The organism is Nitratireductor sp. GISD-1A_MAKvit (assembly GCF_040819555.1).
GTDB lineage: Bacteria > Pseudomonadota > Alphaproteobacteria > Rhizobiales > Rhizobiaceae > Nitratireductor.
Genome location: NZ_CP161920.1, coordinates 831,203 through 852,992 on the forward strand (window position 1 = coordinate 831,203; position 21,790 = coordinate 852,992).

At 60.0% G+C, this 21,790-nt stretch carries 22 protein-coding genes, 1 other RNA gene and 3 pseudogenes; 11 read left to right on the forward strand and 15 right to left on the reverse strand.

Annotation, left to right across the window (positions count from 1 at the left end; translation table 11 throughout):
• Positions 1-5: 5 nt before the first annotated feature.
• From AB2N04_RS05250 to AB2N04_RS05265, 4 genes are all read left to right on the forward strand, one after another.
• Complete coding sequence (locus AB2N04_RS05250) at positions 6-1,637, forward strand: heme biosynthesis HemY N-terminal domain-containing protein (RefSeq protein ID WP_367717517.1); 1,632 nt, start codon at positions 6-8, stop codon at positions 1,635-1,637.
• Between the two features lie 66 nt (positions 1,638-1,703).
• Positions 1,704-2,168 carry a TerB family tellurite resistance protein gene (locus AB2N04_RS05255; RefSeq protein WP_367717519.1) on the forward strand — a complete coding sequence of 155 codons (465 nt, stop codon included), beginning with the start codon at positions 1,704-1,706 and terminating at the stop codon, positions 2,166-2,168.
• A 5-nt stretch (positions 2,169-2,173) separates the two neighbouring features.
• Positions 2,174-2,959, forward strand: coding sequence for a glutamine amidotransferase (locus AB2N04_RS05260; protein ID WP_367717521.1), 786 nt, complete (start codon positions 2,174-2,176; stop codon positions 2,957-2,959).
• A gap of 172 nt (positions 2,960-3,131) precedes the next feature.
• A complete protein-coding gene (locus AB2N04_RS05265; RefSeq protein ID WP_367717522.1) occupies positions 3,132-3,734 on the forward strand; it encodes a hypothetical protein in 603 nt (200 codons plus the stop codon).
• Here AB2N04_RS05265 and AB2N04_RS05270 read toward each other — a convergent pair.
• The 6 genes and pseudogenes from AB2N04_RS05270 to AB2N04_RS05295 all read right to left on the reverse strand — a co-directional run bounded on the left by AB2N04_RS05270 (position 3,721) and on the right by AB2N04_RS05295 (position 7,885).
• Positions 3,721-4,002, reverse strand: a complete 282-nt coding sequence (locus AB2N04_RS05270) for a hypothetical protein (RefSeq protein WP_367717523.1) — start codon at positions 4,000-4,002, stop codon at positions 3,721-3,723. The genes AB2N04_RS05265 and AB2N04_RS05270 overlap by 14 nt on opposite strands.
• A gap of 178 nt (positions 4,003-4,180) precedes the next feature.
• A pseudogene (locus tag AB2N04_RS05275) lies at positions 4,181-5,372 on the reverse strand (VWA domain-containing protein).
• Between the two features lie 6 nt (positions 5,373-5,378).
• A complete protein-coding gene (locus AB2N04_RS05280; RefSeq protein WP_367717525.1) occupies positions 5,379-5,786 on the reverse strand; it encodes a hypothetical protein in 408 nt (135 codons plus the stop codon).
• Positions 5,783-6,460, reverse strand: a complete 678-nt coding sequence (locus AB2N04_RS05285) for a helix-turn-helix domain-containing protein (protein ID WP_367717526.1) — start codon at positions 6,458-6,460, stop codon at positions 5,783-5,785. Before AB2N04_RS05285 ends, AB2N04_RS05280 begins: the two co-directional genes overlap by 4 nt.
• 60 nt (positions 6,461-6,520) lie before the next feature.
• Positions 6,521-6,967 (reverse strand): N-acetyltransferase family protein, encoded by a 447-nt coding sequence (locus AB2N04_RS05290; RefSeq protein ID WP_367717527.1) that lies wholly within the window; start codon positions 6,965-6,967, stop codon positions 6,521-6,523.
• Positions 6,968-7,047: 80 nt separating this feature from the next.
• Positions 7,048-7,885 (reverse strand): annotated as a pseudogene (locus tag AB2N04_RS05295) (AAA family ATPase).
• 124 nt (positions 7,886-8,009) lie between these two features.
• Between AB2N04_RS05295 and ssrS the strand changes: the two are divergent.
• The 4 genes and pseudogenes from ssrS (at position 8,010) to AB2N04_RS05315 (ending at position 10,534) form a co-directional block, all read left to right on the forward strand.
• A non-coding RNA gene (gene ssrS, locus AB2N04_RS05300) (6S RNA) lies at positions 8,010-8,166 on the forward strand.
• 73 nt (positions 8,167-8,239) lie between these two features.
• Positions 8,240-8,821 carry a 5-formyltetrahydrofolate cyclo-ligase gene (locus AB2N04_RS05305; RefSeq protein WP_367717528.1) on the forward strand — a complete coding sequence of 194 codons (582 nt, stop codon included), beginning with the start codon at positions 8,240-8,242 and terminating at the stop codon, positions 8,819-8,821.
• 50 nt (positions 8,822-8,871) lie between these two features.
• Positions 8,872-9,697 (forward strand): annotated as a pseudogene (locus AB2N04_RS05310) (YmdB family metallophosphoesterase).
• Positions 9,698-9,766: 69 nt separating this feature from the next.
• Positions 9,767-10,534 carry a TerC family protein gene (locus AB2N04_RS05315; RefSeq protein WP_367717529.1) on the forward strand — a complete coding sequence of 256 codons (768 nt, stop codon included), beginning with the start codon at positions 9,767-9,769 and terminating at the stop codon, positions 10,532-10,534.
• Between the two features lie 6 nt (positions 10,535-10,540).
• Here AB2N04_RS05315 and AB2N04_RS05320 read toward each other — a convergent pair whose 3' ends face one another.
• Positions 10,541-11,347, reverse strand: a complete 807-nt coding sequence (locus AB2N04_RS05320; protein ID WP_367717530.1) for an MBL fold metallo-hydrolase — start codon at positions 11,345-11,347, stop codon at positions 10,541-10,543.
• A gap of 150 nt (positions 11,348-11,497) precedes the next feature.
• Between AB2N04_RS05320 and AB2N04_RS05325 the strand changes: the two genes are divergently transcribed.
• Complete coding sequence (locus tag AB2N04_RS05325; protein WP_367717531.1) at positions 11,498-12,247, forward strand: YebC/PmpR family DNA-binding transcriptional regulator; 750 nt, start codon at positions 11,498-11,500, stop codon at positions 12,245-12,247.
• Positions 12,248-12,309: 62 nt separating this feature from the next.
• Entirely contained in the window at positions 12,310-12,594 is a 285-nt protein-coding gene (locus AB2N04_RS05330; RefSeq protein WP_367717532.1) for a SelT/SelW/SelH family protein, read from the forward strand.
• Positions 12,595-12,660: 66 nt separating this feature from the next.
• On the opposite strand, the gene rpmE is transcribed toward AB2N04_RS05330, so the two are convergent.
• On the reverse strand, positions 12,661-12,882 hold the full coding sequence (gene rpmE, locus AB2N04_RS05335; RefSeq protein WP_223021740.1) for a 50S ribosomal protein L31: 222 nt from the start codon (positions 12,880-12,882) through the stop codon (positions 12,661-12,663).
• 204 nt (positions 12,883-13,086) lie between these two features.
• On the opposite strand from rpmE, the gene AB2N04_RS05340 reads away from it, so the two are divergent.
• On the forward strand, positions 13,087-14,892 hold the full coding sequence (locus AB2N04_RS05340) for an ABC transporter transmembrane domain-containing protein (protein ID WP_367718746.1): 1,806 nt from the start codon (positions 13,087-13,089) through the stop codon (positions 14,890-14,892).
• A gap of 19 nt (positions 14,893-14,911) precedes the next feature.
• On the opposite strand, the gene AB2N04_RS05345 is transcribed toward AB2N04_RS05340, so the two are convergent.
• The 7 genes from AB2N04_RS05345 to efp all read right to left on the reverse strand — a co-directional run bounded on the left by AB2N04_RS05345 (position 14,912) and on the right by efp (position 21,684).
• A complete protein-coding gene (locus AB2N04_RS05345; RefSeq protein ID WP_367717534.1) occupies positions 14,912-15,601 on the reverse strand; it encodes a nitroreductase family protein in 690 nt (229 codons plus the stop codon).
• A gap of 80 nt (positions 15,602-15,681) precedes the next feature.
• A complete protein-coding gene (locus tag AB2N04_RS05350; protein WP_367717536.1) occupies positions 15,682-16,377 on the reverse strand; it encodes a GntR family transcriptional regulator in 696 nt (231 codons plus the stop codon).
• A 60-nt stretch (positions 16,378-16,437) separates the two neighbouring features.
• Complete coding sequence (locus AB2N04_RS05355) at positions 16,438-17,922, reverse strand: carboxypeptidase M32 (RefSeq protein ID WP_367717538.1); 1,485 nt, start codon at positions 17,920-17,922, stop codon at positions 16,438-16,440.
• A 54-nt stretch (positions 17,923-17,976) separates the two neighbouring features.
• Positions 17,977-19,008, reverse strand: coding sequence for a peptidoglycan -binding protein (locus tag AB2N04_RS05360; RefSeq protein WP_367717540.1), 1,032 nt, complete (start codon positions 19,006-19,008; stop codon positions 17,977-17,979).
• Between the two features lies 1 nt (position 19,009).
• Positions 19,010-20,020, reverse strand: a complete 1,011-nt coding sequence (locus AB2N04_RS05365) for a MotA/TolQ/ExbB proton channel family protein (protein ID WP_367717541.1) — start codon at positions 20,018-20,020, stop codon at positions 19,010-19,012.
• Between the two features lie 246 nt (positions 20,021-20,266).
• Entirely contained in the window at positions 20,267-21,070 is an 804-nt protein-coding gene (locus tag AB2N04_RS05370) for an inositol monophosphatase (protein WP_367717543.1), read from the reverse strand.
• A gap of 50 nt (positions 21,071-21,120) precedes the next feature.
• Positions 21,121-21,684 carry an elongation factor P gene (efp, locus tag AB2N04_RS05375; protein WP_367717544.1) on the reverse strand — a complete coding sequence of 188 codons (564 nt, stop codon included), beginning with the start codon at positions 21,682-21,684 and terminating at the stop codon, positions 21,121-21,123.
• Positions 21,685-21,790: the final 106 nt, after the last annotated feature.

The window sequence follows — 21,790 nt, forward strand, 5'->3', positions numbered from 1 at the left end:
CGCAGATGTTCCGTATTCTCTTCTACCTCGTCGTCGTCTTCCTTCTGGGGCTCGGCTTTGCCTGGCTGGCCGAGCGCCCGGGCGATCTTGTCGTCACCTTCGCGGGCTATCGCTATGAGGTTTCGCTCATGGTGGCTGCGGTCGCCATCGTGGCAATCGTTGCGGCGGTGATGATCCTGTGGTGGCTGATCCGCAGCATCTGGCAAAGCCCCTATGCCGTCGCCCGCTATTTCCGCGTGCGCCGCCGCGACCGCGGCTATCAGGCGCTTTCCACCGGCATGATTGCCGCCGGCGCCGGTGATGGCGGTCTGGCGCGGCGCATGAGCCAGCAGGCGGCCAAGCTCATCTCTTCCGATCAGGAGCCGCTCATCCATCTGCTCGATGCGCAGGCAGCATTGCTTGATGGCGACCGGCAGGCGGCGCGCGACAAGTTCACCGCCATGCTCGACGATCCCGAAATGCGCCTTCTGGGCCTGCGCGGGCTCTACCTGGAGGCGGAACGGGTGGGTGAGCGCGAGGCGGCGCGTCACTACGCCGAACGTGCGGTTCAAGATGCGCCCCAGCTTGACTGGGCCGTGAATGCCGCGCTTGACGGCAAAACGGCAGAAGGTGACTGGGATGGTGCGCTGACCCTGCTCGGCAGCCGCAGACCGACTGGCAAGGAAGCGCGCGAAAGCGTCGCGGACCGCCGTGCGGTGCTGCTCACCGCCAAGGCTCTCGAGGTGCTGGACGCCGATCCGCAGGCTGCACGCAGCGCAGCCACCGAAGCGCACAAGCTGCGGCCGGATTTCGTACCGGCGGCCGTAACCGCCGCCAGGGCGCTCTTCCGCCAGAACGAGTTGCGCAAGGGCTCAAAGATAATCGAAGCCGTCTGGAAGAAAGAGCCGCATCCCGAACTCGCCGAGGCCTACATCCATGCCCGCCCCGGCGATTCCACGCATGACCGTCTCGCACGTGCGAAGAAACTCCAGTCGCTGAAGCGCAACAATGTGGAATCGGCGCTGATCGTCGGTCGTGCGGCACTCGACGCAGGCGAGTTCAAACTCGCGCGTGAATCCTGCGAGGCGGCTGCCCGCCTCGGACCGCGCGAAAGTGTCTATCTTCTGATGGCCGACATCGAGGAAGCCGAAACCGGCGATCAGGGCCGCGTGAGGCAGTGGCTTGCCAAGGCGCTGCGTGCACCGCGTGATCCTGCATGGGTGGCCGATGGTTACGTGGCAGAGCGCTGGGCGCCGATCTCACCCGTTACCGGCAAGCTGGATGCGTTCGAGTGGCGCATGCCCATGGAACGGCTGGCGCAGGTGGTGGAAGGCAAGGAAGATTTCTCACCTGCTCCTGCGATCGCGGCGCCAGAAGCAGCAGCAGAAGAAAAAGCGCAGGAACCCGCCGAGACCGAAGCCGATCCGGTGGTGATCGAGGCAGAGCCTGTCGCGGCCGAAAAGCCGGAAGAAACACCAGTGGAGGCGGAGACGGAGCCACGCCGGCCCGAACCGCCTGCACACCCCACCCCGGTCAACGGTCAGGAGGCGGGCCCATCGGCAGAAGACAAACCGGTCAAACCGCCACTGCCTGATGACCCCGGCGTGGACCCGGATGAAAAAAACGGCTCGACGCAAAGTCCCTTCCGCCTATTTTAAGGCCGAGATATTGCGATCCGCTCCAGGGCGGGTCGCCCTTCCATATGATCCGAACAGCAGGCCCTCATGTTCGACAGCATTATGTCCTTTCTGAAAGACCTTCCGGGCAACAGTCGCCAAACGATTGTGAAGCCGGAAGATGATCCGCGTGTGGCCGCCGCAGCGCTTCTCTTCCACGTTCTCGACGCCGATGGCATCCGTGAGGCATCCGAGGTCGAGAAACTCAGGGAAACCCTGTCCAGTACCTACGATCTTACGGGTGTCGAACTCGAGAACATCGTGAAAGCCGGCGAGAAAGCCGAGCAGGAGGCGATCGACCTTTACGCCTTTACCAGTGTTCTCAAACGGCATCTCGATGCCGATGCGCGCAAGGCGTTCATCGGCCTCATGTGGGGCATCGTTTTTGCCGATGGCGAGATGCATGAACTGGAGGACAACCTTGTCTGGCGGGTGGCCGAACTCATCGGTGTCGACAACCGGGACAGGGTTCTTCTGCGCCAGGAAATGCAAGTGAAACACGCCAAGAGCTGATCGCCATGGAGACCGAGCCGAGCCGCAGGATCCTGATTGTCCTGCATCAGGAAACCTCAAGCGCCGGGCGCGTCGGCCAGGTTCTGGAAGCAAGCGGTTTTTCTCTGGATATCCGCCGTCCTCCGCTCGGGCATCTTCTGCCCGAAACGCTTGAGGATCATGCCGGCGTGGTGATGTTCGGCGGCCCCATGAGCGCCAATGATCATGATGATTTTGTAAAGCACGAAACCGACTGGCTTTCCGTGCCCTTGCGCGAAAACAAGCCCTTTCTCGGCATCTGTCTCGGCGCGCAGTTGCTGGTGAAGCACCTGGGCGGGCAGGTGAAGAGCCATGATGACGGTCTGGTGGAGATCGGCTGGTATCCGCTGCGCGCCACGGAAGCCGGTCGCAAGCTCCTGCACTGGCCGGAAATGGTCTACCAGTTTCACCGGGAAGGCTTTTCACTGCCGAAGGGTGCCACACTTCTCGCCACCGCCGAACACTATCCCAATCAGGCTTTCCGCTATGGCGAAAACGCCTGGGGCGTCCAGTTCCACGCCGAGCTCACCCGCGCCATGATGCAGCGCTGGGTGGTGCGTGGCGCGCATCGGTTCGTCATGCCCGGTGCCCAGCAGGGCCGCGATCATCTGGGGGGACGTCTCATCTGGGACCGCCACCTGAAACAGTGGCTGGTGGAATTTCTGGAACTGATTTTCGGGCGCGAATGCACCGGAACTCTACAGGCTGGCGACGAGGCGACAGGGCAGCACCCCATGGGCCGGCGCATGGTGGGGCGCAGGGGCGTGGCTTAGGACCATATCTATTCATTTGAATGCGTTTAGGAGATTTTGCAGCGCCATTCTCTATGGTTGACCGAGATAAAGGCGACCTTCAAGCCCGCAGTGAGTTAGTTCCCTACATCTTTTTAATGATGTATTAACTATATGCTTTGATTGTAATATTTTGCGTTACGGAGGGGTTCCCATGGACGCAACCTACCAGATTAACGGCAGCTACAAGCCGACGCTCAAGCGCAGCGCCGACTTGGGTGGGCCTGATTTCTTTCCGACGCCTGCGTGGGCAACGCACGCGCTGATCGACAACGAGCGGTTCGTTGGAAATATATGGGAAAGCGCGTGTGGCAATGGTGCTATGACCCGTGTGCTGGAAACGACCGGCAATGAGGTTCGCAGCTCCGATCTTTATGATCGCGGATTTGGTGAAGTCGGGATTGACTTCACGACAGCGCGTGACCGGGCCGACAACATCATTACCAACCCACCTTACAATAGTGCGGAAGGGTTCGTTCGCAGCGGTGTCAAACTGGCGGGACGGAAGTTCGCCCTGCTGCTCCGGCTTGCCTTTCTAGAGGGGGCTAACCGAGCGAATACGATCTTCAGAGACTGCCCCCCTAGCCGTGTTTGGGTCTTTAGCGAGCGCATCACCTTCTACATGCACGGCGCGACCGCCAAAGGTAGCGGCACAACCGCTTACGCATGGTTTGTATGGGACAAGGATGCGCCGACAGGCACAGAGTTGAAGTGGTTTAAGCCGGGATACAAGCGCGCCTTTGCTAAGGCCGCTTGAAGCCGCCCTTTATCGCTACCAGGTGTCCATCGTGGATTAGGTTTCCTGCTTGGTCTTTGTGTGATTTGATGTTGCGCACGATTTGAGAGAAGCGATCATCGTTCCTGCCGTCGAGAAGTTTCTCATCCTCAGGGGTGAGAGGAATACACTTGCGAAGCTCAGCGATCAGGTTTGTGGTGCTGATCTCCTTGTTTGGTTGAGCGTCTACGATCCTCAGTACTTCAATGCGAATATCCGCTTCCCCGATCCGCCCAGATTTCCTTGCCATCCTGCCCTCCTGTTGTAGAAGTGCGAAGATGACTCCGATCCGAAGTTCAGGCAAGTGATACTTATTTCAATGAAGTGGTCGCTTATTTTTTTGTTTTTAGCGTCTCATGTAGTAGTCGGGATTCTTGATGAATAAGCTATCGATAGGGTCTATTTTTTAGTGAATTTGCCCCCGCCACTCAATGCTTCCGCGAGAGCTCCCGCGTGGCGGCTTCCAGTCCGGCGAGTGTCATCGGATACATGCGGCCTGAGAAAATCTCCTGAAGCATCTGGATCGAATGCGTGTAGCGCCAGTGTTTTTCCGGCACCGGGTTGAGCCACACCGCGTTCGGCCATTGCTGGAGCACGCGGTTCAGCCAGACGTGCCCGGCTTCCTCGTTCCAGTGCTCCACCGAGCCGCCGGGATAGGCGATTTCATAGGGGCTCATCGAGGCGTCGCCGACGAAGATGACCTTGTAGTCAGGTCCGAATTTGTGAAGCACCTCGAAGGTGGGCGTCACTTCGGAATAACGACGGCGGTTGTCCTTCCAGACACCCTCATAGAGGCAGTTGTGGAAGTAGAAATATTCCATGTGCCTGAACTCGGTGCGGGCCGCTGAAAACAGCTCCTCCACAATGCGGATGTGATCGTCCATCGAGCCGCCCACATCGAAAAACATCAAAAGCTTCACCGCATTGCGCCGTTCCGGCCGGGTTTTCACATCGAGATAGCCGTGCTCGGCAGTGGCCCTGCACCGTGCCGGGCAGGTCGAACTCCTCCACCGCGCCCTCGCGCACCCAGCGGCGCAGCCGCTTCAGCGCCACCTTGATGTTGCGCGTGCCGAGCTCCACCGCATCGTCGAAATTCTTGAACTCGCGCTTGTCCCAAACTTTCACTGCGCGGCGGTGGCGCGATTCATGCTGCCCCATCCGCACGCCTTCGGGATTGTAGCCATAGGCGCCGAAAGGCGATGTGCCGGCGGTGCCGATCCACTTGTTGCCACCCTGATGGCGGTCTTTCTGCTCGGCAAGACGCTCCTTCAGCGTCTCCATCAGCTTCTCGAACCCGCCCATGGCCTCGACCAGCTTCTTCTCCTCGTCGCTGAGATGCTTTTCGGCCAGTTTTCGCAGCCACTCTTCGGGGATCGTCTGCGGGTCCACGCCTTCGCCACCCGACACCGCTTCGACGCCCTTGAAGACGTGCGAGAACACCTGATCGAACCGGTCGATATGCCGTTCGTCCTTCACCAGAGCGGCGCGTGCGAGATAGTAGAAGGCCTCGATATCGTAGGAGACAAGCTCCTTCTCCATCCCCTCCAGCAGCGAAAGATACTCACGCAGCGAAACGGGAACGCGCGCGGCTTTCAGCTCGAGGAAGAAGGGAATGAACATTTTGGATCAGAAACTTAACTGTCTGAACTTGCCGCTGAAATTTATGCTCATTTCGAGCAAAAATGGTGGGTCGAATCTTGCTATCGTGTCGATGAGCGCTGGCCACTGATGCACGACGACAGCACAACATCGATGCATAGGAGTTCGTTGATATGCAGGGGAAAGCACTACCCCTCGTAGATTGGCTCTGCGAAACGCCTGAGCTTCCGCTTTGTTTTTCCTAATGCGCTGATCTCCAGTTATCACCAACCAGTCGTCGGAACTATTCGAGAGATAGGACATCCACTCGATGTCTGCTGGGTGCGAAAGAGGCAAGTCACGGATGTGTGTGGCGCTATGTCCATCGTTGACAATAAAGCCATTCAGAGTGGCTGCCATGACCGGCGAGGTACAATTGTCGAATAAGACCCTCATGCCACCTTGCGCAGCGAATGTTCAAATTCGACTGCACGTTTGACTGTGGCCGGTGTCACAAACCAATTCCTCGCGGCGCGCTCCAAACCTTCGGTGTTGGCTGCAGATGCTAGCACCGCAGTAGGAACGCCGCTTTCCATATCGATAGGCTGACCGAAGGAACGTTTGGGGTCCAGTACGATTTTTTTCTGCTTGGACAACGGCCACCAGCGTGCCGGGGCAATTCCGTCAAACTCAACACCTTTGAGGCTCTGATCGACAATCCTTTTAAAGGTATATTGTTTTTTGAATAGGTCGAGCAGTTGAGGGTCGTCATTCTCTTCGCCAATTTCAAGAAAGATCGATCTCCCGTCCGTCTGAAACCGAGTGGTTGAGAGCGGACGTTCGTCAGCCACATATTTCTTTGCTTCTTCTATGGCTTTCCGAATCATAATGGCGCTGACGCCAGCCTGCATGAAGGCAAAAGCCGTGCGCATTTCCATCAGATCGCGAAAGCCTAGATAGACCCGATCATCACCGATATCCACTTGGGGGCGCCAGAGGCGTTCGTAGCGCTTTCCCCTGATTTCATGCCCTTTTAGCCATCGGGAAATTTTCCGGCTTGGGACGCCCAGCAATCGAGAGGCTTCTGCGGGTGTGTAAACACCTATGCCAACGAGGTTGTCATTGATCATCTGCGGGTATCCTCTCATGCACCCAGTTAGCATATCACCAAGCTGGATCGAAATGAATCCCTAGCGCCGCTGGTACTTGATGAACGGTGTCAGTTTCGCGATGCGGTCATAGAGCTTTCGGGCAGTTTCGTTGAAGTCCTGTGTCATCCAGTAGACATTTGCCGCGCCTGCCTCATCCGCCTTGTCGTAAACGGCCTCGATCAACGCCCGGCCAATGCCCTGTCCACGCACGGAGGGATCGGCGTAGAGATCCTGCAGATAGCAGTTGTTGCCCACCGTCCAGCAGGTGCGGTGGAACATGTAGTGCACCAGACCGACAGGCTTTCCATCCACCTCGGCGATCAGGCCATTGGGTTCGTATTCGCCCTCATCGAAGAGCCGCTTCCAAGTGGTCGCATAAACCTCTTCCGGCACGCTCGTCTTGTAGAATGTCAGATAGTCCGTCCAGAGACGGCGCCATTCGGCTTCGTCGGATTTTGCGAGCGGGCGAATGGTGATCTCGTTCATGGTGTTCTCCCTCATGTTCCGGGCACTGTCAGGCGGCGGAGGCGTTTCTGACAAGGGCCAGGGAGGCACAGGCCTTGCGCCTATTGCCGCCGCGCCATGAAGGCGAGTTTCTCGAAGAGGTGAACGTCCTGCTCGTTCTTCAGCAGCGCGCCATGCAGGCGGGGCAGGGCGTTTTTCGCCTCGCCGCGCAGGTCTTCGGGTTGAACATCATCGGCGACGAGAAGCCGGATCCAGTCCAGCGCCTCGGAGGTGGAGGGTTTCTTCTTCAGCCCCGGTACCTCGCGGATTTCATAAAACTGGCTGAGGGCGGCAGACACCAGGTTCTTCTTGATGCCGGGATAGTGGACCTCGACAATATCTGCCAGCGTCTCGGCATCGGGAAAGCGGATATAGTGGAAAAAGCAGCGGCGCAGAAAGGCGTCCGGCAGCTCTTTCTCATTGTTCGACGTGATGATCACGATGGGGCGGTGGATAGCCTTCACCGTCTCGCCGGTTTCGTAGACAAAGAACTCCATCTTATCGAGCTCCTGCAACAGGTCGTTGGGAAACTCGATATCGGCCCTTGTCGATCTCGTCGATCAGGAGAACGGTCTTGCGGTCTGCCGCGAAGGCTTCCCACAGTTTTCCGCGCTTGATGTAGTTCTTGATGTCGTTGAAGCGCTCATCGCCCAGCTGGCTGTCGCGCAGCCGCGAGACGGCGTCATATTCGTAAAGACCCTGCTGCGCGCGCGTGGTGGATTTGACATGCCATTCGATCAGATCGAGCCCGAGGGCTGCTGCCACCTGTTTGGCAAGCTCGGTCTTGCCGGTGCCGGGTTCACCCTTCACCAGAAGCGGGCGCTCCAGCGCGATTGCCGCGTTCACGGCCACCATCAGATCTTTGTCGGCGACGTAATCCGCCGTGCCTTCAAAACGCATGCGCATCAGTCCTTGCGGTGTGGTTCCAGCTTAAAATCCGAGCGCGACCCTATTGGGTGAATTTTGCTGGCGCAAGTGCGCGAATGCCACTGGCGGAGCAGGGGGCGGAAGCCTATATTGAATTTGCGGTCTGCGCTTCCCGACAGGAATCTAATTCCCCGGGGCCTTATCGATCCTTAAGGGAGCTGTCCCTGGTCTCGCCCGTGGGCTTGGCTACACGGCGCCCACCTACTTTGTAGGTTCCCGGGATCGTGTATTCCATCGGTCGCCGTGGATCGCCACTCTTTCCCTTTCTCTCTGCGGATTGCCGGATTATCGTGGCGTGATGTCGAGACACGCCAAACACCATTTTGCATGACCACTCCACGCGAATTCAAAAAGCAGCTTCGTGCAGCAGCCCTTGCGCGCCGGGGTGCACTGGATGCCGGATGGCGCGCCGAAATCGGAGAGCGGCTTCCCGCCCATGCGGATGCGCTGTCGCCTGCGGCAGGGGGTGTCGTTTCCGGCTTCTGGCCGATGCGTTCGGAGATGGATGTGCGCCCGCTCATGGCCGCACTTGCCGAAAGGGGCGCACGGATCGCACTGCCGGCCATTCTGAATAATACCACGATCGTTTTCCGCGAATATCTGCCCGGTGCGCCGATGGTTGATATGGGGTTCGGAACGTTGGGGCCGGGCGAAGATGCGCCGGTGCTTGATCCCGATGTGATGCTGGTGCCGCTCGCCGCCTTCGACGCACGCGGCCACCGCATCGGCTATGGGGCGGGCTATTACGACCGGGCCATTGCGCGGCTGAAGGCCAAGGGACGCACGCCACGCCTGATCGGCATCGCCTTCGACTGTCAGGAGGTCGAACACGTGCCCGACGAGGAGCATGACCAGCCCCTGTCGGAAATCCTTACCGAGACGGGGTTGCGGCGATTCACTGAAGCGTGAGAGGTTTTTTGCGCTTTTCACCCACGCCTCCGATGCTCTAGAAGCGGCGCATGAGATTTTTGTTTCTTGGCGATATGGTCGGCCGTGCCGGCCGCACGGCGGTCTGGGAAAAGCTCCCCGGCCTGATTTCCGATTTCCGGCTGGATTTCGTTGTGGTGAATGGCGAGAACGCGGCGGGCGGTTTCGGCATCACCGAGGAGATTTTCCGCGCCACGCTCGATGCCGGCGCCGATGTGGTGACGACAGGCAATCACGTCTGGGACCAGCGCGAGGCGCTGACCTTCGCCCCCCGCGAGGAGCGCTTCCTGCGCCCCGCGAATTTTCCCAAGGGCACGCCGGGCCGGGGTTCGGGTGTCTATATGGCAAAGAACGGTGCCCGGGTCCTTGTCTCCAACATCATGGGCCGGGTCTTCATGCATCCCGAGCTCGACGATCCCTTCGCCTGCGTGGAGGATGTGCTGGCTGCCTGTCCGCTGGGCGATCAGGGCCGATGCCGTCATTCTCGATTTTCATGCCGAGGCCACATCCGAAAAAATGTGTTTCGGCCATTTCGTGGATGGGCGGGCGAGCCTCGTCGTGGGCACACACACGCACCAGCCGACCGCCGATCACCAGATCCTCAACGGCGGGACGGGCTATCTCTCCGATGCCGGCATGTGCGGCGATTACGATTCCTCGCTTGGCATGGACAAGGAAGAACCGCTCAACCGTTTCACGGCGAAAGTGCCCAAGGGACGCTTTGAGGCGGCATCCGGCCCTGCCACGATTTGCGGTGTCGGGCTGGAGATTTCAGACCGTACCGGGCTTTGCGAGCAGATTGCGCCGCTGCGGCTCGGTCCCCGGCTTGAGGAAACCGTTCCTGCCTTCTGGCGTTGACGCTGGGCGCGTGCACGCATAACTCTGCGAAACGCTATATTTGAACAATTGCCAGCGAGGGGTGCTGCAATGGAATGGCTTGCCGGTCACTTTGAGTTTGTCTCCAATCCGGAAGCCTGGGTCGCGCTTGTGACCCTGGTGGTGCTTGAGATCGTTCTCGGCATAGACAATCTGATCTTCATCTCCATCCTGACGAACAAGTTGCCACAGGAGCAGCAGGCGCGGGCACGGCGCATCGGCATCAGCGCGGCCCTGATCCTGCGGCTGGCGCTGCTCGCCACCATTTCCATCATCGTGCAGCTTACCGAACCCGTGTTTGAGCTGTTCGGCCACGGTTTCTCCTGGCGTGATCTCATTCTCATTGCCGGTGGCCTCTTCCTTATGTGGAAGGCCACCAAGGAGATCCACCATTCGGTCGATCCCGACGATGGCAAGGAAAACATGATGGGCAAGGTCACGATCACCGCGGGTGCGGCCATTGTTCAGATATTGCTGCTGGACCTGGTCTTCTCCGTTGATTCCATCATCACCGCCGTTGGGATGACCGACGAAATCGCCATCATGTTCATCGCCGTTATCTCGGCCGTGACCGTGATGCTGATCGCCGCGGAGCCGCTGTCGCGCTTCATCGCAGCCAACCCCACCGTGGTCATGCTGGCGCTCGCCTTTCTTTTGATGATCGGCATGACGCTGATCGCAGACGGGATGGGTTTTCACGTTCCCAAGGGCTACATCTACGCCGCCATGGGCTTCTCGGCGCTGGTCGAGGGACTCAATATGCTGGCGCGGCGTAAGCGGATGCGCGAAAAGGCAGTTGCGGGCGAGGCGGCAGAGTAATCTGCGCTACACCCCGTCGAGTATCACTATGGTCGGTCTCCGTGGCAGGTTGTCCAGCGCCACGGTGATCGCCCGTCCCTCACGGAAGTCCAGTTCGAAACCACCGCCCATCCGGCTGGTGAACGCGCTGAGCGGCGTGGAATGCCGATGCATCGGCAATATGATCGATGAGGAAAGCCGGCGCGTGATTTCGCTCATGCCGTCGAGCGAGAGTGTCAGCCCGCCGTCGATGGGCACCATCACCACGTCGAGCCTGCCGATCGCCGCATAGTGACTGTCGTCGAGCCGGTGGTGCAGATGGCCCAGATGGCCGATGCACAGGCCCGCCACCTCGAAGATGAAGATGGAATTGGCATCCGGCTCCATCGCGCCATAGCGGTGGATGTCGGTGGTCACGTTGCGGATATAGACGTCCTCCACCATGAGTGAATGCCGTGCCGGCCCGCCATCGGGGTTCCAGCCCGGCAGCACGTGTTCGATGGCCGGGTCCGGATTGTTGGTGAAATGCGTGCCATGCGCCTTGTTCATGGTGACGACACGCGGCACGGGACTGGCGCCATAAGCGCCGGAATAGTCGGTGGCGATGGTGACGCCGGCGGGCGTCTCGATTATGTAGGTAGAGTGTCCCGCATAGGTGATATCCACCGGTTCGGCGCTTGTGGCGGCGGGGGTGGCAAACGAGGCGAAGATCACGCCGGGCAGAGCCTGCGCCATGGCCAGACAGGTGCTGGGTCTCTCGGTCTGTGCCGAGGCCACGGCAAGAGGGACGAGCAGAAATATCAACAAGCTTGCGGTCAGTCGGAAGGCATTCATCTGCATCTCCCGTGCGAACAGGGACCCATACTACGGCAAAGCGCGGCAATGCGCCACGTTAGGCAGCCGGCGCTTCTGGACGTTGGCCGGCATTTTCACTATAAAGCGGCGTTATTCCGTTGCATTCAAAAGACCGTGAGAAGGAGCCCCATGGCCGGTCATTCCCAATTCAAGAACATCATGCACCGCAAGGGCCGGCAGGATGCCGTTCGCTCGAAGATGTTTTCCAAACTGGCGCGCGAAATCACCGTTGCTGCCAAGATGGGGCTGCCCGACCCGGCGATGAACCCGCGCCTGCGCCTGGCCATCCAGAACGCCAAGGCACAGTCCATGCCCAAGGACAATATCGAGCGTGCGATCAAGAAGGCATCCGGCGGTGACGCGGAGAACTATGACGAGGTGCGCTACGAGGGCTACGGTCCCGGTGGTGTTGCGATCATCGTCGAAGCCCTGACCGACAATCGAAACCGTTCCGCCTCCAACATTCGCGCCGCCTTCACGAAAGCTGGCGGATCAATGGGCGAGACGGGTTCCGTCTCATTCATGTTCGACCGTGTGGGCGAGATCATCTATCCGGTCGACAAGGGCGACGCCGACACCGTGATGGAAGCAGCCATCGAGGCGGGCGCCGAAGATGTCCAGTCGGATGAGAATGGACATGTCATCACCTGTGCGTTCGAGGACATCGGCGATGTGACAACCGCTCTGGAAAAAGCCTTGGGCGAGGCCGAATCCGTCAAGGCGATCTGGCGGCCGCAGACCGGAACGCCGGTTGATGAGGAGCGCGCCCAGTCGATCCTCAAGCTTGTCGCCACCCTTGAAGACGACGATGACGTGCAGAACGTCTACGCCAATTTCGAGGTGGATGACGAGACGCTCGCGAAGCTCAGCGCAGCCTGATTTCGCGTTTGCCGGGTGAGTCTTCCCGGCAGATCCTGCTGCTTGGCAAAGGACGGGATCGCATGATGCAGCATCGCGTGGCGATTACCTACTGTACCCAGTGCCAATGGCTCCTGCGCTCGGCCTGGCTGGCGCAGGAGCTGCTCTCCACCTTTTCCACGGAATTGTGCGAGGTCGCGCTGCGCCCGGGCACGGGCGGTGTTTTCGAGGTCTCCTGCAACGGCATCCTGATCTGGGAGCGGAAGCACGATGGCGGGTTCCCCGATGCGAAGACGCTGAAACAGAGGGTTCGCGATGTGATAGCCCCGCAGCGCGATCTTGGACATATCGACAAGCCGGCAACTTAGAGACAGACAACAAAAAACCCGCCCTTGTGAGGCGGGTTTTTGCAATGCCTGCTGCGTTGGAGCGGGTTAGATACCCAGGCCCTGATAACGCTGCTTGAACTTGGAAACGCGGCCACCGCGGTCCATCAGCGACTGCTGACCACCGGTCCATGCCGGATGCGTGGACGGGTCGATGTCGAGCTGGAGCGTGTCGCCCTCTTTGCCCCAGGTGGAGCGGGTCTCATACTCGGTGCCGTCCGTCATGACGACCTTGATCGTGTGATAGTCGGGATGAATTTCGGCTTTCATCGGCTTGTCCTGAGCTTGGTTGGGGTAACAATTGAAACCGACTTGCGGCAATTGCACCCATCCTGAAAACTTGAAGCCGCGGCCAAGGAAGGCTACGGCTTCGGAATTGGTTGGCGAGCCTATACATCAGGTCCGGCGACAAGACAAGAGTTGAGCGGCGTACAAATTGCCGCTTCCGGGCATGATGCGGAAAAGGGACAGGGTATGGCGCGTGCGCAATTGGCGTCCGAAGAGAGGCAACAGGCGGCGAAACGGCGGTCGCTGAAACCACTCCGCCGGCTTTTACCCTATGTCGGGCATTATCGTGGGCTTGCAGCCGGAGCCGCGTTTTTCCTTGTGATTGCGGCCATTGCCACGCTTACGCTTCCGCTGGCCGTACGACGTATGATCGATCACGGATTTTCCGAATCCGATTCGATTTTCATCGCCAACTATTTCTCGATGCTGATCATCGTTGCCGCGGTTCTGGCCGTTGCCTCTGCCGGTCGGTATTTCTTCGTCATCACGCTTGGAGAGCGTGTCGTCAGCGATCTGCGGCGCGACGTGTTCGATCACGTCACGCGCCTGTCCCCCGGCTTTTTCGATACGGTCCAGTCGGGCGAAATCGTGTCACGCATTTCTGCCGACGCGACGCAGGTCAAGTCTGCCGTGGGTGCCACGATCTCCCAGGCATTGCGCAATGTCATCATGGGGCTGGGTGCCGTCGGAATGATGGTGGTCACCAGCCCCCGGCTTTCGCTCCTTGTGGTGGCGGCAATCCCCGTCATCGTGTTGCCGCTGGTGGCCTTTGGTCGCTCCGTTCGGCGCCGGTCACGGTTTGCGCAGGACACGCTGGCCGACGCCACGGCCTATGCGGGTGAGCAGATCGGCGCGATGAGGACGCTTCAGGCTTTCACCGGTGAGGCAATGGCGCGGGAAAAATTTTCCGAAGCGATCGAGACGGCGTTTGCTGCCGCGCGCTCATCCATTTTCGCGCGTTCCTTTCTCACATTCTTCGCCATCTTCATGACCTTCAGCTCGGTCGTGGCAGTGCTGTGGTTCGGTTCGCGTGACGTTCTCTCGGGCGTCATGACGCCGGGAACGCTTGGCCAGTTCCTGCTCTACTCGGTTCTGGCGGCTGGCGCTCTTGGCGCACTTTCGGAAGTCTGGGGCGAGCTGTCGCAGGCCGCAGGCGCTGCCGAGCGCATGAGTGAGCTGCTCGCCGAAAAGCCGGTCATCACCGCACCTGCCAATCCAGCGGTGCTGCCGCAGCCGGCACGTGGTGATGTGGCGTTCGAGAATGTCTCTTTTGCCTATCCCACGCGGCCTGGCCGATCGGCTCTCCATGGGTTGAGCTTCAATGTCAAGCCGGGTGAAACGGTCGCGATTGTCGGTCCGTCCGGTGCGGGCAAGACCACGATCTTCTCGCTGCTTTTGCGCTATTATGATCCGGACACGGGGACTGTGCGTGTCGATGGCGTCGACGCCCGGCAGGCCGATCCGCTGGCTCTGCGGGCGCGCATGGCCATCGTGCCGCAGGATGTCACCATTTTTGCTGCCAGCGCTGCGGAAAACATCGCCTTCGGCCGCCCCGATGCAACCCGTGCGGAAATCGAGGCTGCAGCCCGCGCTGCGCTCGCGCATGATTTCATCAACGATCTGGCAGAAGGCTACGAAACGCCGGTGGGCGAGCGTGGCGTTACGCTATCCGGCGGTCAGCGCCAGCGCATGGCCATTGCCCGCGCCATCCTGCGCGATGCGCCGATCCTGCTTCTGGACGAGGCGACTTCTGCACTGGATTCCCAAAGCGAGACACTGGTGCAGCAGGCGCTGGAGCATCTGATGAAGGGACGCACCACGCTCGTCATAGCGCACCGGCTGTCGACGGTGCTGAAAGCCGACCGCATTCTCGTGCTGGACGAGGGACGCATCGTGGAAGAAGGTACCCACAGCGAGCTTGTTGCAGCAGGCGGTGTCTATGCCAAACTCGCAAGCCTGCAGTTCGAGCCCATGGGGAATGCGGCCGAGTGAGCTTGGGCGAAGCCGTTCCTTAAATAAATGTGGCGATTTCCTCCAGAGGCTTTTTCTCCATCGCATGCTGGGGGATGGTGGCGTCCTCTTTGGGATATCCAACGACCATCAAAATATAAGGTTTGTCGTGCGGGTCCCGGCCGCACAGTTCGTTGAGGAAGCTCATCGGGTTGGGTGTGTGTGTCAGCGTGGCAAGCCCCGCCCGGTGCAGGGCTGCGATCAGAAAACCCGTGGCGATGCTCACCGATTCCGGCACATAGTAGTTCTTGCGTTTCACGCCGTCGGCAGAGCGGCTGCGTCGTTCACCGAACACGCAGATCAGCCACGGTGCCTCCTCCAGAAACGGCTTGCTCGCATCGGTGCCCAAAGGTCCCAGCGCCTGTAGCCATTCTTCGCCGGCACGCCCTTCGTAAAACGCTTTCTCTTCGACTTCAGCCGCCTCGCGGATCTGCTTTTTCACGGCAGGATTGCCGATGACCGCGAAGTGCCAGGGCTGGTGGTTTGCGCCATTGGGAGCGGTTCCCGCTGCCCTGATGCAGGTCTCGATAATGTCGCGCGGAACGGGGCGGCTTGAAAAGTCGCGCACCGTGTGCCGGGTGCGGATCTCATCATAGAAGGCTCGCGCCCGCGCCCGCATCTCCTCCACCGGATACTCCCTGTAATCGGGAAGCGGAACAGGGCGGTATTCCTGCGTGGCTTTGGTGCTCATGCGGACATTTCTCCCATTTTGTCCGATAATATTGTCAGACAATCATGCAAATGCAGATCGACGTCAAGCCGCGACGTCGTTCAATCCGTTGTGGGGTTCTTGTCTATGTACGATCGAGGGCGCGCGAAGTGGTCGTCCGGCAGCGATTGAATAAGTTTTCTAGCGTTCTCGACATGCCGGAGCATCGCGGCCCGCGCTCCGTTCTCGTCGTTGGAAACAACGCATTCTGTCACTTCCCGGTGCTGCCGGTTGGTCTCGAACACGTGGCTGCTGTCCACAAGAACACGAAACTGCAGCCAGTAGAGCGAGTTGGACAGTCGCGTGAGCGTGTCGCTGAGGAGGGGGTTTTCCGCAGTCTCGCGAAAGAGCCGGTGAAACTGGCCATTGAGCTGCGAGAACCTTTTCATGTCGCCCTCATCAACGGCGGCGTCCAGATCGCTTTGCAATCTAACAAGGGTGGACGGAGCGAGATGCAGCTTCGGCAAGGCGAGCGTGACCGCGAGCGCTTCCAGAGCCCCGCGTACCTGGAAAAGATTATCCACCTCCACGCGTGATAGCTGGCGAACCATCACGCCGCGGTGCGGCTCCGCCGTGAGGAGACCATCGGCTGTCAGACGGCGGAAGGCTTCACGCACCGACGAGCGGGACACGCCGAGCCGGTTGGTAAATTCGCTTTCCGTCAACCTCTGACCGGGAACAAGCCGTCCGGTGCGAACGGCTTCGGTCAGTGCGTCGGCCACTGTCTCCACAGTGGATCGGGAATCGGTGTCTTCCATGCAGGCGAGAGTGTGCCGATACCGGTGTTCTGACAAGCCTGCCTGGCCGGTCAGCGCAGCCTATTTGCCGTAGCGTTTCTCCAGATGACTTGTGAAATGCGCTGCGTTGAGCGGTTCGCCGGTCGCCTGTTCGATCAGGTCCGGTGTTGAGAGCCGCGAAGCCTGCGACCAGACCTTCTCGTGCCGCCATGCATTCACGGCTTCGAACTGTCCTCTGGCAAACTGCTCGTTCACATCGGGGATCTCCTTCTCGATCGCCGCCCATTGCTGGGCAGCGATCATCGCACCAAGCGTGTAGGAGGGGAAATAGCCGAAGGCTGCTGAGGGCCAGTGCACGTCCTGCATCGGTCCATCCTGCGGCGTGTCGATGGTGGACAGGCCGAGATAGGCGTGCATCTTCGCGTCCCAGGCTTCCGGCAGGTCGCGGGCTTCGAGTTTGCCGGAAATCAGTTCCTGCTCGAGCTCGAAGCGCAGGATGACATGCAGCGGATAGGTAACCTCGTCCGCATCGACGCGGATCAGCCCGCGCTCGACATGGTGCACATGGCCGAGAATTTCGTCCATCGACCATTTCTCGCCGAGATGCTTTTCCACGACGGGCAGCGCCCATTCCCAGAAGGCCGGGTTTCTGCCGATCTGCTTTTCGACAAACAGGCTCTGGCTTTCATGCATGGCCATGCCGCGCGCCTTGCCAACCGGCCAATGCGCCCATTCGGGCGGCAGGTTCTGCTCATAGAGCGCGTGGCCGGTTTCGTGCAGTATGCCCATCAGCGAAGAGAGAAACTCGTCGGTCCGATAGCGTGTTGTGATGCGCACATCGGTCGGAACGCCGCCACAGAACGGGTGGTGCGAAACGGAGAGGCTGCCGCGTGTGAGATCGAATCCGACCGCCGCCATCATCGCGAGACCGAGCTCGCGCTGCCGCTCGACAGGGTAATTTCCAGACAGTGGGCGCAGCGGATTCTTCGCCCGTTTCTTTTTCTGGATTTCCAGCGCGTTTGGGACGAAATCGACCAGAAACGCCTTCAAACTCTCGAAAACGGGAGCGATTTCCGCCGTTCTGTTGCCCGGGTCGAACTGCTCCATCAGCGCGTCATAAGGGGCAAGGCCGAGTACGTCGGAGCGGCGCTCTGCCTCCTCCCTCGCCATCGCGATCACGCCTTCGAGCGCCGGCAGGAAACCGGCCCAGTCGCCCTTCGGGCGGGCCTCGCGCCAAAGCTGCTCGCAGCGCATGCGGGTGCGGGTCTGGCGTTCGACGAAATCGGAGGGCAGGCAGGTGAGGTTGATGTAGTGGCGGCGGAATTCCGCGACCGCCGTTTTCTGTTCGGCGTTCAGATCTTCCTGCTCTGCCGCTTCGATCCAGTCGGCGATCTCGGGCGCCGTGGCCTGCCGATGCGCCATGCCGGCCAGCGTGGACATGGCCTCGGCCCGCGCTTCGCCACCGCCGGGCGCCATATGGGTTGCCTCGTCGGCACCAAGGATCGCCAGCGCATGGCCGAGCGCTTCCAGCCTGTGGCCAAGATCGTCGAGTTTCTGGAAGGACATGGAATTCCTCTTACGCGTAAAAAGGGAGCAGGGGTTGCCCGGCAGTAGAAAAGGTCAGCGTTCGGTAAGCTTCAACTCGATGCGGCGATTGCGGGCCCGGGCCTCGGCGCTGTTGCCAGGGTCAAGCGGCTGGTATTCCCCGAAACCGGCGGCAACGAGCCGGTTGGCCGGCACGCCGTTTTCGATCAGAAACTTGACCACAGCCGTGGCACGCGCTGTCGAGAGCTCCCAGTTGTCGCGGAAGCGACCAGTACCGGAAAGGGGCACGTCGTCGGTGTGGCCGTCGACGCGCAGCACCCAGTTGATCTCTGGCGGAATCTCTTTCTGCAATTCGAGAATGGCATCTGCCAGCTTGCGCATTTCCTCGCGGCCATTCGGATTGATTTCCGTCGCACCGGACGGGAACAGGACTTCCGACTGGAACACGAAACGGTCACCAACGATGCGAATGTTTTCGCGGTCGGAGAGGATTTCGCGCAGGCGGCCGAAGAAATCGGAACGGTAGCGGTTCAGTTCCTGAACGCGCTGCGCCAGCGCCACGTTGAGGCGGCGACCGAGGTCGGCGATTTTGGTGCGGGATTCGCGGTCACGCGCTTCGGAAACCTCAAGGGCCGCTTCCAGCGCGCCGATCTGCTTGCGCAGTGCAGAAATCTGCTGGTTCAAAAGCTCGACCTGTGACAGTGCGCGCTGGCTGACCTGCCGCTCTTCGTCGAGAGCGCCGGACAGCTCGCCAATGCGGGCCTGAGCCTGTTCGCTCTGCCCGCTGCCGCTTGCGAGAAGCTGTTCCAGTCTTGAGCGGTCGGCGCGGATATCTTCAAGCGATGCGCGCAGACTGGCGATGGTGTCTTCGGCATCCTGACTGTTGGCCTGCTCGAGAGCGAGAAGCTGCGTCAGCTCGTTGATCTGCGCATTCAGCCGGTCAAGAACGGCGTCCTTGCCGGTAATTTCCTGACTGAGGAAATACTGTGCGAGTACGAAAACCGAGAGCAGGAACATGATGGCGAGCAGGAGCGTCGCCATGGCATCCACGAAGCCGGGCCAGTAATCGACCCGGCGGTCGGTGCGGCGTGCGCGGGCCAGCGCCATGTCAGCTGTCCCGCTTTTTCAGTGCTGCGGACAGTTTTTCAAGGGTGGCGCGCATGGCCTTTTGTTCGTTGGCCTGGGCTTCCACCCAGTCACGCATCATCTGCTGTTCCTGACGCATGTTCTTCACGAGGCCCGAAATGCCCTCTGCGAGATTGGCCATGGAAGTGGTGAGACGCGGGTTGGACGAGCCTTCTTCCTGAGCGGCCCGCAGCTTGTCGGCGAGCCTCTGCATCTCTTCCGAGGTGCCGTTGCGGCCTTCAGCAAGGTCGGAACTCAGATCGGTTACGGAGGAAAGCCAGTTTTCGAGCTCTGTATAGAAACGATTCTGGGCCCGGCCTGCCTGAAGGTCGAGAAAGCCAAGGATGAGTGAACCGGAAAGGCCGAAAAGCGAGGACGAGAATGCGGTTCCCATGCCCTCCAGCGGAGCTGAAAGCCCCGATTTCAACGCGTCGAGAACGTCGTTGGCATTGCCGGAGGCTGGGTCAAGCGACTGGATGGTGTCGCCAATCGAGCCAATTGTCTGGAGCAGGCCCCAGAAGGTGCCGAGCAGGCCGAGAAAGACAAGCAGACCGATCAGATAGCGTGATATGTCGCGGCTTTCGTCGAGGCGCGTCGCAATCGAATCAAGGATCGAACGCATGGAACTCGTCGACAGCGCCATGGTTGACGCGCGGCTGAGGAGCGCTTTCATCGGTGCCAGCAGAACCGGGTCGGACGCTTCAGTGCCGGCGCGGAACGAATTGACCCACCGCACCTCACGAAACAGGCGTGTGACCTGTATGAATGCGAGCAGAATGCCGATCAGGAGAACACCCAGAATAAGGCCGTTGAGGCCCGGATTGGTCTGGAAAGCAGAAGCGATCTGTCGGTAGAGAATGGCGGCCACGAAACCCGCAATCGCCAGAAACACCAGCATTGAGTAGAGAAAGACTTGTGGGCTGGACAGCGTTTGCGGGTCGTAGTCAAACGCTACGGATGGATCGGAGTCCTCACGCGATTTCAGCAAAGCCATCAGCTCCTCATACCCATTGCGATCCGGAACCTGCAATGATTCCTGTATCGCGCGGGATTCTAATCGAAATTATGACGAAATTGAAAGCCGCGCGCAGCGTCACGTGATATCGGGATCAGCTTTTGCCCGACGATTGCCTGCTGAGACCGGATTGGTGACTGCGGCGATGATGCCAGATTGCACTGGACGTGCCAAACAGCCTCGCCCCGAGACCGGGCGAGGGCGATAGAGATGCTTGCGCGTGCGTCAGCTCTTCTGAGATGCGGGTTTGGCGAGGGTCTTCAGCATAGCGCGATGAATCGCTTCGTTGCCGGCGACGACCTGACCGGTGTCGAACATTTTGTCGCCGCCGCTCTTGTCGGTGACGAAGCCGCCCGCTTCGCGGACAAGAATGATGCCGGCAGCCGTATCCCAGGGAGAGAGCCATTCCTCCCAGAAACCGTCCATGCGCCCTGCAGCCACATAGGCGAGATCCAGCGCAGCCGAACCGAGACGGCGGATGCCTGCGGTCTCGCCCATGACATTGCGCAGGTCGAGAAGGGCGGTGCCATGGTGGCCACGCCCCAAATGCGGGATGCCGGTGCCGATGACCGCGTCGGAAAGTCTGCCACGCGCCGCGACACGCAGGCGGCGGTCGTTGAGGAAGGCGCCGCCACCGCGCTCGGCAGTGTAAAGCTCATCCATGGCCGGATTGTAGATAACGCCGGCAACGATCTGGCCCTGACGCTCAAGCGCAATCGAGATCGAGAAGATGGGAATGCCATGCAGGAAGTTGGTCGTGCCGTCGAGCGGATCGACGATCCAGCGGTGCTGGGGATCATCGCCCTCGACCGTGCCGCTTTCCTCCATGAGGAAGGAATATCCGGGCCGCGCACGTGACAGCTCCGTGTGGATGATCTCCTCGGCCTTGCGGTCGGCCTGGCTCACATAGTCGCCGGGGCCTTTCAGCGAAACCTGCAGGTTCTGAACCTCGCCGAAATCGCGCGCGAGCGAGCGGCCTGCCTTCATGGCAGCCTGAACCATGACATTGATGATCGCCGAACGGGCCATGGGGGAAGAGCCTTTGTGACTTGAAGTTTCGGTAAGCGCGCCGGGCGGAATTATTCGCCGCGGCGCAGATAGGTGATTTCGTTGGTGTCGACCACGATCTTTTCACCCGCCTCGATGAAGGGCGGTACCATGACGCGCACACCATTCTCAAGCACGGCGGGCTTGTAGGAAGACGCTGCCGTCTGGCCCTTCACCACGGGATCGGCCTCGGCGATCGTGAGCGTGACCTGATCGGGCAGTGAAACGCCGATGGGCTTTTCCTCATAGAGTTCAACCGTCACGGTCATGCCATCCTGCAGGAATGCGGCGCGGTCGCCGACGAAGTCTTTCTGCAGTTCGAGCTGTTCGTAGGTTTCGGAATCCATGAACACCAGCGCGTCGTCCTGCTCGTAGAGGAAGCTGAAGTCTTTCTGCTCGAGGCGGACACGTTCGACCGTTTCGGCTGCACGGAAGCGCTCGTTGAGCTTGGTGCCATCGATCAGGTTTTTCAATTCGACCTGGTTGTATGCACCGCCCTTGCCGGGCTTCACTGCGTTGGTCTTCACTGCGACCCAGAGGCCGCCATTGTGCTCGATGACGTTGCCGGGGCGGATTTCGTTGCCGTTGATTTTCATGTGATCGTCCTGCGGGTCTCGGGCGCGCAGTCACGCGCAATTCGGCGCTTCCAAGACCATAAAATGCCGGTCAAGGCAAGCCGCAGGCCCAAATGCGGCGCAGGAA

What these genes read in the sequence shown, in the direction of transcription:
- AB2N04_RS05360 (WP_367717540.1), bottom strand. Translation starts at nt 19,008, where the DNA reads ATGGCGCTGGCCCGCGCACGCCGCACCGACCGCCGGGTCGATTACTGG.
- AB2N04_RS05315 (WP_367717529.1), top strand. Translation starts at nt 9,767, where the DNA reads ATGGAATGGCTTGCCGGTCACTTTGAGTTTGTCTCCAATCCGGAAGCC.
- AB2N04_RS05285 (WP_367717526.1), bottom strand. Translation starts at nt 6,460, where the DNA reads ATGATCAATGACAACCTCGTTGGCATAGGTGTTTACACACCCGCAGAA.
- AB2N04_RS05305 (WP_367717528.1), top strand. Translation starts at nt 8,240, where the DNA reads ATGACCACTCCACGCGAATTCAAAAAGCAGCTTCGTGCAGCAGCCCTT.
- rpmE (WP_223021740.1), bottom strand. Translation starts at nt 12,882, where the DNA reads ATGAAAGCCGAAATTCATCCCGACTATCACACGATCAAGGTCGTCATG.
- AB2N04_RS05325 (WP_367717531.1), top strand. Translation starts at nt 11,498, where the DNA reads ATGGCCGGTCATTCCCAATTCAAGAACATCATGCACCGCAAGGGCCGG.
- AB2N04_RS05270 (WP_367717523.1), bottom strand. Translation starts at nt 4,002, where the DNA reads ATGGCAAGGAAATCTGGGCGGATCGGGGAAGCGGATATTCGCATTGAA.
- AB2N04_RS05355 (WP_367717538.1), bottom strand. Translation starts at nt 17,922, where the DNA reads ATGTCCTTCCAGAAACTCGACGATCTTGGCCACAGGCTGGAAGCGCTC.
- AB2N04_RS05340 (WP_367718746.1), top strand. Translation starts at nt 13,087, where the DNA reads ATGGCGCGTGCGCAATTGGCGTCCGAAGAGAGGCAACAGGCGGCGAAA.
- AB2N04_RS05330 (WP_367717532.1), top strand. Translation starts at nt 12,310, where the DNA reads ATGATGCAGCATCGCGTGGCGATTACCTACTGTACCCAGTGCCAATGG.
- AB2N04_RS05370 (WP_367717543.1), bottom strand. Translation starts at nt 21,070, where the DNA reads ATGGCCCGTTCGGCGATCATCAATGTCATGGTTCAGGCTGCCATGAAG.
- AB2N04_RS05250 (WP_367717517.1), top strand. Translation starts at nt 6, where the DNA reads ATGTTCCGTATTCTCTTCTACCTCGTCGTCGTCTTCCTTCTGGGGCTC.
- AB2N04_RS05255 (WP_367717519.1), top strand. Translation starts at nt 1,704, where the DNA reads ATGTTCGACAGCATTATGTCCTTTCTGAAAGACCTTCCGGGCAACAGT.
- AB2N04_RS05280 (WP_367717525.1), bottom strand. Translation starts at nt 5,786, where the DNA reads ATGAGGGTCTTATTCGACAATTGTACCTCGCCGGTCATGGCAGCCACT.
- AB2N04_RS05260 (WP_367717521.1), top strand. Translation starts at nt 2,174, where the DNA reads ATGGAGACCGAGCCGAGCCGCAGGATCCTGATTGTCCTGCATCAGGAA.
- AB2N04_RS05365 (WP_367717541.1), bottom strand. Translation starts at nt 20,020, where the DNA reads ATGGCTTTGCTGAAATCGCGTGAGGACTCCGATCCATCCGTAGCGTTT.
- AB2N04_RS05265 (WP_367717522.1), top strand. Translation starts at nt 3,132, where the DNA reads ATGGACGCAACCTACCAGATTAACGGCAGCTACAAGCCGACGCTCAAG.
- efp (WP_367717544.1), bottom strand. Translation starts at nt 21,684, where the DNA reads ATGAAAATCAACGGCAACGAAATCCGCCCCGGCAACGTCATCGAGCAC.
- AB2N04_RS05320 (WP_367717530.1), bottom strand. Translation starts at nt 11,347, where the DNA reads ATGAATGCCTTCCGACTGACCGCAAGCTTGTTGATATTTCTGCTCGTC.
- AB2N04_RS05350 (WP_367717536.1), bottom strand. Translation starts at nt 16,377, where the DNA reads ATGGAAGACACCGATTCCCGATCCACTGTGGAGACAGTGGCCGACGCA.
- AB2N04_RS05345 (WP_367717534.1), bottom strand. Translation starts at nt 15,601, where the DNA reads ATGAGCACCAAAGCCACGCAGGAATACCGCCCTGTTCCGCTTCCCGAT.
- AB2N04_RS05290 (WP_367717527.1), bottom strand. Translation starts at nt 6,967, where the DNA reads ATGAACGAGATCACCATTCGCCCGCTCGCAAAATCCGACGAAGCCGAA.